The 13077-nt window shown below is 36.7% G+C and carries 13 protein-coding genes; 11 read left to right on the top strand and 2 right to left on the bottom strand.

Annotated features, from left to right (window positions below):
• The first annotated feature begins 16 nt into the window (after positions 1–16).
• From VL047_RS09790 to VL047_RS09780, 3 genes are read left to right on the top strand one after another with little or no spacing between them, the layout of a single operon-like run.
• Positions 17–748 (top strand): polyprenol monophosphomannose synthase, encoded by a 732-nt coding sequence (locus tag VL047_RS09790; RefSeq protein WP_325360107.1) that lies wholly within the window; start codon positions 17–19, stop codon positions 746–748.
• A gap of 54 nt (positions 749–802) precedes the next feature.
• Positions 803–1822, top strand: coding sequence for a Holliday junction branch migration DNA helicase RuvB (ruvB, locus tag VL047_RS09785; RefSeq protein WP_325360105.1), 1020 nt, complete (start codon positions 803–805; stop codon positions 1820–1822).
• 50 nt (positions 1823–1872) lie between these two features.
• Positions 1873–3387, top strand: a complete 1515-nt coding sequence (locus tag VL047_RS09780) for a bifunctional GNAT family N-acetyltransferase/carbon-nitrogen hydrolase family protein (RefSeq protein ID WP_325360103.1) — start codon at positions 1873–1875, stop codon at positions 3385–3387.
• Positions 3388–3389: 2 nt separating this feature from the next.
• Here the strand turns inward: VL047_RS09780 and VL047_RS09775 are convergent, their stop codons facing one another.
• A complete protein-coding gene (locus VL047_RS09775; protein ID WP_325360101.1) occupies positions 3390–4628 on the bottom strand; it encodes a PDZ domain-containing protein in 1239 nt (412 codons plus the stop codon).
• Positions 4629–4787: 159 nt separating this feature from the next.
• On the opposite strand from VL047_RS09775, the gene VL047_RS09770 reads away from it, so the two are divergent.
• From VL047_RS09770 to VL047_RS09735, 8 genes are all read left to right on the top strand, one after another.
• Entirely contained in the window at positions 4788–6413 is a 1626-nt protein-coding gene (locus VL047_RS09770) for an ABC-F family ATP-binding cassette domain-containing protein (RefSeq protein WP_325360099.1), read from the top strand.
• Between the two features lie 126 nt (positions 6414–6539).
• On the top strand, positions 6540–7148 hold the full coding sequence (locus tag VL047_RS09765) for an FMN-binding negative transcriptional regulator (protein WP_325360097.1): 609 nt from the start codon (positions 6540–6542) through the stop codon (positions 7146–7148).
• A gap of 63 nt (positions 7149–7211) precedes the next feature.
• Positions 7212–7832: a dihydrofolate reductase family protein gene (locus VL047_RS09760; RefSeq protein ID WP_325360095.1), complete on the top strand. Its 621-nt coding sequence runs from the start codon at positions 7212–7214 to the stop codon at positions 7830–7832.
• A 3-nt stretch (positions 7833–7835) separates the two neighbouring features.
• Positions 7836–8636 carry a class I SAM-dependent methyltransferase gene (locus tag VL047_RS09755; protein WP_325360093.1) on the top strand — a complete coding sequence of 267 codons (801 nt, stop codon included), beginning with the start codon at positions 7836–7838 and terminating at the stop codon, positions 8634–8636.
• A 78-nt stretch (positions 8637–8714) separates the two neighbouring features.
• Positions 8715–9413 carry a DsbA family oxidoreductase gene (locus VL047_RS09750; protein ID WP_325360091.1) on the top strand — a complete coding sequence of 233 codons (699 nt, stop codon included), beginning with the start codon at positions 8715–8717 and terminating at the stop codon, positions 9411–9413.
• A 98-nt stretch (positions 9414–9511) separates the two neighbouring features.
• The gene (locus VL047_RS09745; RefSeq protein WP_325360089.1) at positions 9512–11080 is read left to right on the top strand and encodes a carboxylesterase/lipase family protein; all 1569 of its coding nucleotides are present in this window, start codon (positions 9512–9514) and stop codon (positions 11078–11080) included.
• Between the two features lie 68 nt (positions 11081–11148).
• The gene (locus tag VL047_RS09740) at positions 11149–11811 is read left to right on the top strand and encodes a formylglycine-generating enzyme family protein (RefSeq protein WP_325360087.1); all 663 of its coding nucleotides are present in this window, start codon (positions 11149–11151) and stop codon (positions 11809–11811) included.
• A 54-nt stretch (positions 11812–11865) separates the two neighbouring features.
• Positions 11866–12309 carry a DinB family protein gene (locus VL047_RS09735; RefSeq protein WP_325360086.1) on the top strand — a complete coding sequence of 148 codons (444 nt, stop codon included), beginning with the start codon at positions 11866–11868 and terminating at the stop codon, positions 12307–12309.
• Positions 12310–12744: 435 nt separating this feature from the next.
• Here VL047_RS09735 and trxA read toward each other — a convergent pair whose 3' ends face one another.
• Entirely contained in the window at positions 12745–13062 is a 318-nt protein-coding gene (gene trxA, locus VL047_RS09730) for a thioredoxin (protein ID WP_325360085.1), read from the bottom strand.
• Positions 13063–13077: the final 15 nt, after the last annotated feature.

The following is a 13077-nucleotide window of genomic DNA, read 5'->3' as shown; positions in this document are numbered from 1 at the left end:
AAAGAATATTTAATTGATGGCCGAAAGTCTGGTTATAATACCCACTTACAATGAAAAGGAAAATATTGAGAAGATAATCCGGAAGGTCTTCTCATTACCACAACCTTTCGATATTTTAATTGTAGATGATGGCTCGCCAGACGGAACTGCACAAATTGTAAAATCTCTTCAAGAAGAGCATTTAGGTGGTTTATATATCGAAGAACGTAAGGGAAAGTTGGGTCTCGGCACGGCATATATTCATGGATTCAACTGGTCATTAGAAAACCAATACGAATTCATTTTTGAAATGGATGCAGACTTCTCTCACAACCCCGAAGATCTGATTCACCTCTTAGATGCTTGTAAGAATGGAGCAGATATGGTTATCGGTTCCCGCTATATTAAAGGTGTCAACGTAGTTAACTGGCCAATGAACAGAGTATTAATGTCGTATTTCGCATCAGGATATGTGCGTCTCGTTACTGGCATTAAGATTCAGGATGCAACTGCAGGCTTTATTTGCTACCGCAGAAAGGTATTAGAAACAATCCCGCTCAATAAAATAAAATTCGTTGGCTATGCATTTCAGATCGAAATGAAATTTACAGCCATTCAATATGGTTTTAAGGTAGTCGAAATACCAATCATATTTACTGACCGTACGGCAGGTGTATCTAAAATGAGTACCCGAATATTTCGTGAGGCTTTTTTCGGCGTCATCCAAATGAAATTAAATAGTCTCTTCAGAAACTATAAGACTTCTTAAACCGGAATTTCTTAATCCTAAAAATCCTATCTTTGTTCATATTTACCTTAAAGAATGAACGAGCATTTAGACCCCAATCAAGATCGGCTAACAGAACCTGAACGAGATATCGAAAGAGTATTGAGGCCTCAGCTTTTCGAAGACTTTACCGGACAGTTTAAAATTCTCGAGAATCTTAAAGTATTTGTAAAGGCCGCAAAACTACGCGGAGAATCATTAGATCATGTTTTACTTCACGGCCCCCCGGGCTTGGGTAAAACAACTCTTTCTCATATTATTGCAAATGAAATGGGAACAGGTATCAAAATAACATCGGGTCCGGTTCTGGACAAAGCAGGTGACTTAGCAGGTTTATTAACTAATCTTGACGAAGGAGATATCCTTTTTATTGATGAAATTCACAGGCTCAGTCCAATTGTTGAAGAGTATCTATACTCAGCAATGGAAGATTTCAAAATTGATATCATGCTGGAAACAGGGCCGAATGCACGGTCTGTACAGATTACTCTAAATCCCTTTACCCTTATTGGTGCAACCACCCGTTCAGGTTTATTAACTGCACCTTTACGTGCGCGATTCGGTATAAACTCCAGATTACAATATTACGATGCCAAACTATTAACAGATATCGTTTTACGTTCTGCACAGATCTTAAATACAGAAATAAGTGAGGAAGGCGCATACGAAATAGCCAGAAGAAGTCGCGGCACACCCAGAATAGCCAATGCTCTTCTACGAAGAACAAGAGATTTTGCTCAAATCAAAGGAACTGGCAAAATAGACACAAAGATTGCAAAATATGCTTTAGATGCTTTAAACGTCGATGAATATGGTCTGGATGAAATGGACAACCGTATCTTAACAACCATAATTGATAAGTTTAAAGGTGGCCCGGTTGGTTTAAAAACAATTGCAACTGCCGTAGGAGAAGATGAAGGAACCATTGAAGAAGTATATGAACCTTTTCTAATCCAGGAGGGATTTCTTATGAGGACCAGCCGAGGCCGGGAATGCACAGAACTTGCTTTTAAACATCTTGGAAAAACAAACTTCAAGGGCAATACCTTGTTTTAAAAGGTAAAGCAACATTTATCAAAACACATCAATAACAACCAATTCCAGATATGAATATAGAAGTAAGACAACTTAATATAAACGATTATCACGATCTAAAGAAATCAATGATTGAAGCCTATCATGGTTCTGCAGGTGGTATCTGGACAAAAACAAATATCAGTGACCTAATTGGTATCTTCCCTGAAGGTCAGCTTTGTGTTGAAGTTGACGGAAAAGTTGTTGCTTGTGCGCTTGCCATTATTACAAATGCAAAAGATGTATATTCTGGCCATACCTACAAAGAAATTATTGATAATGGGAAATTTACCACCCATACTCCAGAAGGAAATATACTATATGGAATTGAAGTATTTGTTCATCCGGAATATCGTTCACTTCGCCTAGGAAGAAGGTTATACGATGCGCGGAAAGAAATGTGCGAGGAGATGAACCTAAAAAGCATCGTTGCAGGTGGCCGTATTCCAAAATATCATGAACACTCTGACACATTATCTCCAAGACAGTATATTCAGAAAGTAAAACAAAAAGAAATCTATGATCCAGCTTTAACCTTTCAGCTCTCAAACGATTTCCACGTTAGAAAAATTCTTAAGAATTATCTTCCTGAAGATGAGGAATCAAGAGAATATGCTACACTTCTTGAATGGAACAATATTTACTACGATGCAGATACCAAAGCTTCATCACCATCGAAACAAACTATTAGGCTTGGACTCGTTCAATGGCAAATGCGTGCTTTCAGTGATATCGACGCTTTCTATGATCAGGTTGAATTCTTTGTAGACGCCGTAAGTGGATATAATGCTGATTTTGCGGTCTTTCCTGAATTTTTCAATACCCCTTTAATGGGCCCCTTCAATCACTTGCCAGAAAGAGAAGCCATGCATAAGCTTGCAGAACTGACTAGCGAAATCAGAGAGCGAATTCAAAAATTTGCAGTTTCTTACAATGTAAACATCATTTCAGGATCGATGCCTATAGTTGACAAAGATGGGAAACTCTATAACATTTCTTATCTATGCCATAGAAACGGAAGCTATGATGAATACAGGAAAGTCCACATTACACCAAACGAAGTAAAGTATTACGGTATGTATGGTGGCGATAAAGTCAAAGTATTTGATACCGATTGCGGAAAAGTAGGGATACTAATCTGTTACGATGTAGAATTTCCGGAATTAAGCAGAATCTTAGCAGATCAAGGAATGCAGATTTTATTCGTACCATTTTTAACTGATACCCAAAACGGCTATACACGTGTAAGAAGCTGTGCACAAGCAAGAGCCATTGAAAATGAGTGCTATGTAGCCATCGCCGGTTCTGTTGGAAACCTTCCTAAGGTAAACAACATGGATATTCAATACGCTCAATCGGCCGTATTCACACCTTCCGATTTTGCCTTCCCTACCAATGGTATTAAAGCTGAAGCAACGCCCAATACAGAAATGTTAGTTCTTGCCGATGTGGATCTCTATTTATTAAAAGAGGTACATGAATACGGAACGGTAAAAACCATGAAAGACAGAAGAAAAGACCTATATCAATTAAATCTTTTGAAATAGCTTTAAATTCTTCTTTTTAACTTAAGCAATTTAACCAGAACCCGGTCATCATCTCTCAATATCTGAAAGATCAGACCAGTGGTCGATTCTTCTTGTAAGAGATTATTAATCTCATCTAATGTGTATCTGGAAGCATCCCTAAAGTTAATAGACAGAATTTCATCTCCAACCATGAAGCCTTCCTCTTCAGCCGGAGTATCATTATCTATCTGACCAATAAAAAACCGGCGGTCATTCTCTTCACCATTCGAAACATATACTTCCATTCCCGACATATTATATTCAAAAGGATTTCTATATTGTCTGTTCTTTTTGAGATAAATTTCCCCTCTTGAATAATCAAATAACACGTTAAACCTCTTCAACAATTCCCCACCTATTGATCCACTCCTTTCCGTCATAAGCGAACGTACTGCATCATCTTCATACATTGGAAAAGCCACCACTACATTTTTAATAGAAAACTCTCCCAATTGAATCTCAGGCAAGCGTCCTACCAAACCAAAAATTGCTCCTCCCAAACCTTTACCCAGATTTCCGGCTACTGTTTTAGTTGGATGTATCCGTTCTTGATTATCCCTTAAATCTAATGAAAAAGCATGTCCGGCTCCAGAATCAATTAGCAACAACAAAGAATCCTGTGTACCATCTTCACTGCTGACTAAAACATTCACATATGGCTTTTCATCAATCAATTGAATAGGAATCCGATCACCTCTTTTCCGAATCTTCACTTCCGGATAGTATAAGGTTATCTTCTTACTTAAATAATTCACCTTAACCATAAAGCTATTGAAGACATCTGACCCAATAATCCCATGGACAGGTATACCTACATATGCAGAAAGATGAAAGGGATCATCTTTTAATAAAATCGCCGATAATTTCTCTCCTGAAGCAGCTCCGACATCAATTTTCAAGTTCGTCATTACATAAGCTTCCAGCTCCGGACCAATCCCTCGTCCACGAATCCGGGAAAGAAACAAGCTATTAGTATCCAGCGGACTAACTATTGAGGAATCAGTAATAATAAGAGGTTTAACCCCACTATCTAATATAAAATTAAAAGGCCCTTTATCATTTACAAACACAGGAATAACAATCAGATTATGAATAAGCTCAAAACGCATTTTATCCTTACGATGTCCGTTATTAAAGCTCAATTTTTGACTAAATGCTGGCGAGATCAGACCGAAGGATCCAATTAAGATAATGAGTCGAATTAAAAAATATCTTTCCATAAAAGAAAACCACAATTATTTTAAAACGAATAACATATTCAACAGCAATATAAATTTATGAAATATTAACTGATAGTCAATGTTTTATTAAATCTGTACGCGTAACAATGAAGTGATAAAAACTTACATAATTCATATCAAATCCTTACCTTTGCGCCCATGATTACAGTTTCTAATTTATCCCTTCGTTTTGGGAAACGCGTACTTTTTGAAGATGTTAACCTTAAATTCACACAGGGCAATTGCTATGGCATTATTGGGGCCAACGGTGCGGGAAAATCCACTTTCTTAAAGATTTTATCAGGCGAGGTTGATCCTTCTACCGGCTCGGTAAGCTTTACTCCCGGAGAGCGGATGGCTGTGCTAACCCAAAATCACTATCAATTTGATGAATTTCCGGTAATAGAAACCGTTATGATGGGGCATCAGGATCTCTATCGGATCATGAAAGAGAAAGATGCCATTTATGCCAAAGAAGATTTTACCGATGCCGATGGCGAACGCGCCGGAGAATTAGAAAATCTTTTCGCAGAAATGGATGGTTGGAATGCAGAAAGCGATGCTGCTACCCTCCTAAGCAACTTAGGAATTACAGAAGATTTGCATTTTAAATTACTTAAAGAAATCGACGGTAATCAAAAAGTTAGGGTCCTATTAGCACAAGCCTTATTTGGAAAACCTGACATTTTATTACTGGATGAGCCTACCAACGATTTAGATATTGATACCATCGCCTGGTTAGAGGATTTCCTTGCCGGCTATGAAGCGATCGTTTTGGTAGTTTCTCACGACCGTCACTTCTTAGATACGGTTTGTACGCATGTTGTCGATATCGACTTTGCTAAAATGTCTATCTACTCCGGAAATTACTCATTCTGGTATGAGTCAAGCCAATTAGCTTTAAAGCAACGTACCGATCAGAATAAAAAGATGGAAGATAAAGTGAAGGAACTTCAAGACTTTATCCGCCGCTTTAGTGCCAATGCTTCCAAGTCTAAACAGGCTACTAGTCGTAAAAAAGCACTCGATAAGATCAATCTGGATGAGATTAAACCATCAAACAGAAAATACCCTGCAATCATGTTTAATAACATGGAACGTGAAGCAGGAGATCAGATCCTAACCATCGAGAATCTGGGTAAAACTGTTGATGGCACCGTCTTATTTAAAGACTTAAACTTAATGGTTAATAAAGGCGACAAAATAGCCGTATTATCCAGAAACAGTCTTGCCACTACCGCCTTCTATGAAGTATTAGCTGGTAGAGATACAGATTTTACAGGATCATTTAAATGGGGTATCACAATTAAGATAGCTGATATGCCAATGGATAACAGTAAATTCTTTGGAGGCAAAAATGATAACCTGATCGAGTGGCTAAGAGACTTCTCTGATACCGATCAAGACGATCAATTCATTCGCGGTTTCTTAGGCAGAATGCTTTTCTCAGGAGAAGAAGTATTAAAGAAATGCTCTGTTCTTTCAGGAGGTGAAAAAATGAGGTGTATGTTCTCGAGAATGATGCTTCAGCAAGCGAACCTATTATTGCTTGATGAGCCTACGAATCACCTTGATTTGGAATCTATTACTGCATTAAACAACGGATTGAATGATTTCAAAGGAACCCTCCTATTTACTTCCCGTGACCATGAGTTAACCCAAACCGTTGCTAACAGAATCATTGAAATAACACCCAGAGGATATATCGATAAGTTGATGACTTATGACGAATATATTCACGACGAAGGCGTTAAACAATTACAACAAGAACTCTACAAAGACTAAAAAAAGAATTAGTCAAACATATTAAGCCTGGAGATAAAGGATAGTCTTTTAATCTGCAGGCTTTTTTTATGGCAGTAACTTTATGTAGCTCAATATTTTAATATATTTACATAAACGAATTATACAATGTACATTCCAAAAATGAACTTAACGACAGACAAAACTGAAATTGTAGCATTTATGAAACAGTTTAGCTTTGCAACTCTTATCACAGCAAAAGACAATTTTCCAATCGCAACACATTTGCCTTTCCTTATAACTACCAAAAACGACAATATTGTTTTGACTTCACATTTTGCAAAAGCAAATGACCATTGGCAAGACATTGTAAATAATAAGATTTTAGTGATTTTCAGCGAACCTCACGCCTATATTTCGACAAAAAATTATGATAAAGAACTTAATGTGCCGACTTGGAACTACATTTCAATCCACGCCTATGGACAAGGGGAATTAATAACAGAAACAGAAAAGACTTTTAAAGTACTTGAAAGGACAATCGATAATTATGAAACCTCGTACAGAAAAGAATGGGACAATTTTCCTGAAGACTATAAATTGAGAATGTCAAAAGGGATTGTAGCATTTGAAATTCTTGTAACGGATTTACAAGCCAAGAAAAAGTTGAGCCAAAATAGGTCAGACACAGAAAAGAGAAAAATCATAGAAACTTTATCAAAAAGCAACGACACAAATGATAAACTAATAGCTGAATATATGAAAGCTTCTAAATAATTATAGAGCGACAATAGTTGAACTTACAACAACCATCCACTTAACAAACAACCGATTAAAATTATGAGCAAAATTATATTTGATAGCGGAATATCGCTTGATGGCTTTTTTGCAGGCGACAATAGAAGTCCAAGCAACCCTATGGGTGGTGTTTCAGGGAAGTTACACCAGTGGATGTTTAAACAAAAAGCATTTTGGAAAAACATTAAAATGGAAGGTGGAGAAGAATATGGTGCAGACAGTAAATTAATTGATGATGTATTTGCAAGAACGGGTTCCTACATTATGGGAAAACGAATGTTTGAAGAAGGTGAAGTCTCTTGGGCAGAAAATTTATATGAAGCAGATGTTTATGTGCTGACACACGAAAAACGAGAACCTTGGGTTCAAAAAGGGACTACAACTTTTTATTTCATTAATGACGGAATACAAAGTGCATTGGAAAAAGCAAAACAATCAGCCAAAGGAAAGGATATAAGAATACAAGGTGGTGCGAATACTATTCAACAATATCTCAACGCAGGACTTGTGAATGAATTTTTCATTCATATTAGCCCTGTTTTTTTAGGAAGTGGCATTAGGTTATTTGATGGAATTGATAAAGACAAATATGATCTCCAAATTGTAGAAGTAATTCCATCAAACTTGACAACACATTTGAGATACAAATTGACAAAGAAATAGAAAATGAAAGACAATAAACACATTAAAAGAGAAGGACAGTCAGCAACACACATATTCGACAATAGGAGTTTAAAAGTTGATTACAGAACCTTGGAGCTAATACTCAAAAAAGGCATGGTGGTATTGGATGTAGGTTGTGGAACTGGTGCAATTTCTAAAGATATAGCAGCAATTGTTGGTAATTCAGGAAGCGTTACTGGTATTGATAACACAGAAAGATTTATAGAAAGCGGAAAAGTAACTTATAAAAGTGTTGAAAATTTAGAATTAATACACTGTGATTTATTTGACTTTGAGCCTAATCAAAAATTTGATTTAATAGTAGCAGCAAGAATGCTTCAGTGGTTGAGTAATCCTAAAGAAGCTTTACTAAAAATGAAATCTTTACTAAAACCTAATGGCCAAATTTCTATTCTTGACTACAACCATAATAATTTAGAATGGAACCCTGAACCGCCAGAAAGTATGCAGACCTTTTATAAAACATTTTTAAAATGGAGAAATGATGCTGGAATGAATAATGGAATTGCGGACGATCTACCAGAACTAATGAAAGAAATCGGGATGGAAGGCATTGAAAAAATAAATTCAGATGAACATTATGAAAGACATAGAAATGACTTTGATTCAAAGGTCGGAATTTGGTCTCAAGTAGCCAGATCAAAACAAATGGTAGAAGAAGGCTATTTAGATGATAGTTTAAGGTTGAAAGCAATCGAAGAATATGATGAATGGGTTGAAAACAAGTCCATTTCCATGACTATGAAATTGAATGAAGTAAGAGGAACTAATAACGGCCAGTAAAATTCTTTATCTACCGTATTTGGCGGTGATCAATCGCATCAATTTTTAGTAAATTTAAAATAACTATAAATCATACAAATGGAAAATACACAAAATTTAAATACAAGTACTCCCAAGATGAAAATAGAGGTATGGAGCGATATTATGTGTCCTTTTTGCTATATCGGAAAACGTCAATATGAAACAGCCTTGAATAAATTTGCAAATAGCAAGCAAGTAGAAATTGAGTGGAAAAGCTTTCAGCTTGATCCCTCTGCTCCTGAAGTGGCAAGCGAAAGCCATGTAGATTATCTTGTGAAGCGCAAAGGAATGAGTGCAGAAAAGGTACATGAAATGCTTGCAAGTGTTACCGAATATGCCAAACAGGTAGGCTTAGAATATGACTTATACAATACAGTAACTGTTAATTCGATGAAAGCACATCAACTAATACAGTTTGCAAAAACAAAAGGTTTGGGAGATCAAGCGGAGGAAAGTTTATTCCGTGCTTTCTTTATAGAAAATAAAAACGTAGCAGATTTAACCACTCTAACACAATTAGGAAAAGAAATCGGTTTGGATGAGACTGAATTGCAGGCGGCTTTCAATGACGACAAGTATGCCTATTTGGTAAAACAAGATATTCAAGAAGCACAACAAATAGGTGTTACAGGTGTTCCGTTTTTCGTGTTTAACCGCAAATATGCCATATCTGGAGCACAACCCGCAGAAGTATTCTTGGAAACATTGGAAAAAACATTTGCCGAATGGCAAAAAGATAGCCCTGAAACAAATTAAATTTTGCCAGCAAAGGTTATATTAGGAGAAGGTGCGAGTGAAACAAAATAAAATTTAGCATATTTGTTTACCATTTATAAACCTAAATAATCTTTACTATGAGACTATCAAAAAACTCTATTTTCCTTTTTTTAATCGCAGGCGGATTATCTTTCACTGGCTGCAGCACACAAACCAATCAAAATCAAGAACCAATTGTAAAAACTACCTTTGGCACCGTTTCAGGTACCGTTGAGGATAGTGTATTTATTTTTAAAGGCATCCCCTATGCGAAAGCAGAAAGGTTTATGCCACCTCAAGATCCCGATTCTTGGGAAGATGTTCGTGAAACTACTGAATTCGGACCGGTAGCTAAGCAAATAGTAAGCTGGATCGACGATTCTAAAATGAATGAAGAAGAACTATTCAGTGTAAACGTATGGACACAAGGATTGAATGATGGAAAGAAACGCCCTGTAATGTTTTGGCTACATGGTGGAGGTTTCCATGTTGGTAGCAGCAGTGACCCTATGACCGATGGAAAAGCATTGGCTAAAAAAGGAGATGTCGTGATGGTATCTATAAATCACAGATTAAACATTCTTGGCTTTCTTGACTTGTCTGGAGTTGATCCGAAATATGCACAATCAGCTAATGTTGGCATGCTTGACGTTGTAAAAGCATTGGAGTGGGTTAAAGATAATATTGAAGACTTTGGAGGCGATCCTTCGAACGTAACTATTTTTGGTGAATCTGGTGGTGGTGGCAAAGTGGGCACACTCTTAAATATGCCTTCAGCAAATGGTTTGTTTAATAAGGCAATCATTCAAAGTGGAACGCTTGTAAATGTAATGACCAAAGAAAAATCACAAGCATTAGGTTCAGCTGTACTTGCAAAATTAGGAGTTACCCCTGATAATGTAGAAAAGCTAGATACAATATCATACCAAGCTCTTGTAGATGCTGGAAATGCAGCCATAGAAGAGATATCAGGCCCAAGAAAACCAGGATCATCAACCATGTTTGGCTTTGCTCCTTCTGCTGATGGCGAAGTTCTATTACAACAACCATTCAGCCCGGCATTTGCAGATATTTCAAATAATATACCGCTGATGATAGGGTCAACTCTAAATGAGCTAATGAATGTTGCCTATGATGAAAAAGATCTGACTATCGAACAGGCAAAAGAACAGCTGGAAAAGAATTATAAAGGTGGAGCTGATCAATTTGTTTCATTATATGAAAAAGCATACCCTGATTTTACACCTCAAGATCTACTCTCTATTGATACTGTTTTCAGACCTAATACCATTGCGACAGCTGATTCTTGGGTTAAACAATCCAAAGCCCCAGTATATAGCTATTTATTAGCATGGAAGAGTCCGGTTGATAGTGCAACAAGAGGTTCTTTCCATGGTTTAGATATTCCTTTGGCTTTCAACAATGTTGATTTTAGATCAGACTGGACAGGAACTTCAAAAGAAGCCTATGAATTGGCAGACGTAATGAGTTCTGTATGGTTAAACTTTGCTAAAACAGGCAACCCCAATGTAGAAGGGAAATTGCCTAAGTGGGAACCCTATACACAAGAAAATGGTATCACTATGTACTTCGACAATCAAAGTAAAATTGTAAAAAACCACGACCGTGAATTAATGCATTTCATTAATCCATTGGTAAATCAGTAACCAAACAGTAGATTTGTTCTATAGCAGTCAATCAGAGCTTAGTGGACAAATCAAAAATTAATAGCCAAATGGTAGAAATACCGAGCGGACAAATTGAGTTAAGAGACGACAGGACAAATCAAAAATGGACTGTTGTCCTTAACTCTTTTTTGCTTAGTAAATTCCCAGTTACCCAAGATTTATACACCTCCATTACAAAGGAAAATCCAAGCAACTTTAAAGATCTCGACAAGCCTGTAGAAACCGTAACCTGGAAAGAAGCAGTAACTTTCTGTAATCAACTTTCGGAACAGTCTGGTTTAAAACCCTGCTACAAAATCCCTATCGAGGGTGAAACTATAACTTTCGATTCTTTAGCAAATGGATACAGGCTGCCAACCGAAGCAGAATGGCAATTTTCTTGTCAAGCCGGGACCAAAGAGATTAGATATGGCGAATTAGACAAGATAGCATGGTATAAAACCAATTCTGAAAACAGCAGTCAAAAAGTTGGACGGAAAGAGCCTAATTCATTCGGAGTTTATGACATGCTGGGTAATGTTTGGGAGTGGTGTAATGATATTTATGATGAAACGGTTTATGGTTCCTATCGGATTTTTAGAGGTGGTGGCTGGTGCGATGAAGAAAGAAGTGTTATGGCAACTACCCGAAGAAGAAGTCACCCAATTTCATTTAAAATAGACGATCTCGGTTTTAGGGTAGCGAGAAACCTTGAGAACGAAAAAACATAGAGCTGGATTAACTAAATTGTATTCGCTAATATTGAAAAACAAAAACCGAGATAGATGAAACAATTTTTCAAAGAACTATTTGAGTATAATCATCATTTCAATCAAAAGTTGTATGAGGTTTTTAACGATAGTCCAGACAAAACTTCTGAGAAAGCAGTAAAACTCTTTAACCACATTTTAAATGCTCATCAAATCTGGAATAACAGAATCTTTCCCCAACAAGCAACTTTCGGCGTTTGGGAACTTCACGTTCTACAAGACTTAAAGAATATAGACCAAACAAACTACGAACAATCTTTGCAAATTCTTGACAAGTTGAACCTGAATGAAGTCATTAATTATTCAAATAGTAAAGGTCAAACTTTCAGCAACAGTAGACGCGACATATTATTTCACGTCATCAACCATTCAACATACCACAGAGGACAAATTGCAACAGAATTTAGGCAACACGGCCTTGAACCTTTAGTTACTGACTATTCTTTTTACAAGCTATAAAACGAATTTATTAATAGCGTCGAACGACTAAAGAATATTTTCAAAAATTAACTTCCTAATAATGTGATTTTCCAGGCTGGTCCGCGAATAATTAAGAAACAGCTAATCTTAAATATTTCAAACAAATGGGAAAGACAAAAATCTTATCGCAATTCTTTGAATATAAAACTGAAGGCAAAAGATGAACAAAATTGCTAGTAACTAACACCTTTTAAAATACAAGGAACATTCTAGGGACATCCTAGGGACTTTCTAGGGACTTCGTAGGGGCAAACCCCTATCATGTCCGAACAATGTCCCTGGAATATTCGAAGTAAATTACAAGAAAGATACATACCACTATAATACGAGGGGAATTGATGGCTATGAGGAGAAAAAAAGAAAGGCCGGCTAATTAATTAGCCGGCCTTTCTTACAAGAATATATTAGAGTATATTATAGTTGTTTTTCGAGTTTTTCTGCAAGAACCGATTTCGGAACTGCACCAATTTGTTTATCGACAATCTCTCCATCTTTGAAAAACAATAATGCAGGAATATTACGAATTCCAAATTTCATCGATACTTCAGGATTATTGTCAACATCAACTTTGCCGATAACTGCTTTTCCTTGATATTCATTCGATAGCTCTTCTACAACAGGACCTACCATACGGCAAGGACCACACCATTCAGCCCAAAAATCCACTAATACAGGCTTGTCTGCTTTCAATACAACTTCCTCGAAGTTGCTGTCTGTGATTTCAATAGTCATACTTTTTTATTTACG

Source organism: Albibacterium sp. (genome assembly GCF_035514885.1).
Classification (GTDB): Bacteria; Bacteroidota; Bacteroidia; order Sphingobacteriales; family Sphingobacteriaceae; genus Albibacterium.
The sequence above is the reverse complement of the archived record's forward strand: the minus strand, read 5'-3'. Positions and strand labels throughout refer to the sequence as shown.

What these genes read in the sequence shown, in the direction of transcription:
- VL047_RS09790 (WP_325360107.1), top strand. Translation starts at nt 17, where the DNA reads ATGGCCGAAAGTCTGGTTATAATACCCACTTACAATGAAAAGGAAAAT.
- ruvB (WP_325360105.1), top strand. Translation starts at nt 803, where the DNA reads ATGAACGAGCATTTAGACCCCAATCAAGATCGGCTAACAGAACCTGAA.
- VL047_RS09780 (WP_325360103.1), top strand. Translation starts at nt 1,873, where the DNA reads ATGAATATAGAAGTAAGACAACTTAATATAAACGATTATCACGATCTA.
- VL047_RS09775 (WP_325360101.1), bottom strand. Translation starts at nt 4,628, where the DNA reads ATGGAAAGATATTTTTTAATTCGACTCATTATCTTAATTGGATCCTTC.
- VL047_RS09770 (WP_325360099.1), top strand. Translation starts at nt 4,788, where the DNA reads ATGATTACAGTTTCTAATTTATCCCTTCGTTTTGGGAAACGCGTACTT.
- VL047_RS09765 (WP_325360097.1), top strand. Translation starts at nt 6,540, where the DNA reads ATGTACATTCCAAAAATGAACTTAACGACAGACAAAACTGAAATTGTA.
- VL047_RS09760 (WP_325360095.1), top strand. Translation starts at nt 7,212, where the DNA reads ATGAGCAAAATTATATTTGATAGCGGAATATCGCTTGATGGCTTTTTT.
- VL047_RS09755 (WP_325360093.1), top strand. Translation starts at nt 7,836, where the DNA reads ATGAAAGACAATAAACACATTAAAAGAGAAGGACAGTCAGCAACACAC.
- VL047_RS09750 (WP_325360091.1), top strand. Translation starts at nt 8,715, where the DNA reads ATGGAAAATACACAAAATTTAAATACAAGTACTCCCAAGATGAAAATA.
- VL047_RS09745 (WP_325360089.1), top strand. Translation starts at nt 9,512, where the DNA reads ATGAGACTATCAAAAAACTCTATTTTCCTTTTTTTAATCGCAGGCGGA.
- VL047_RS09740 (WP_325360087.1), top strand. Translation starts at nt 11,149, where the DNA reads ATGGTAGAAATACCGAGCGGACAAATTGAGTTAAGAGACGACAGGACA.
- VL047_RS09735 (WP_325360086.1), top strand. Translation starts at nt 11,866, where the DNA reads ATGAAACAATTTTTCAAAGAACTATTTGAGTATAATCATCATTTCAAT.
- trxA (WP_325360085.1), bottom strand. Translation starts at nt 13,062, where the DNA reads ATGACTATTGAAATCACAGACAGCAACTTCGAGGAAGTTGTATTGAAA.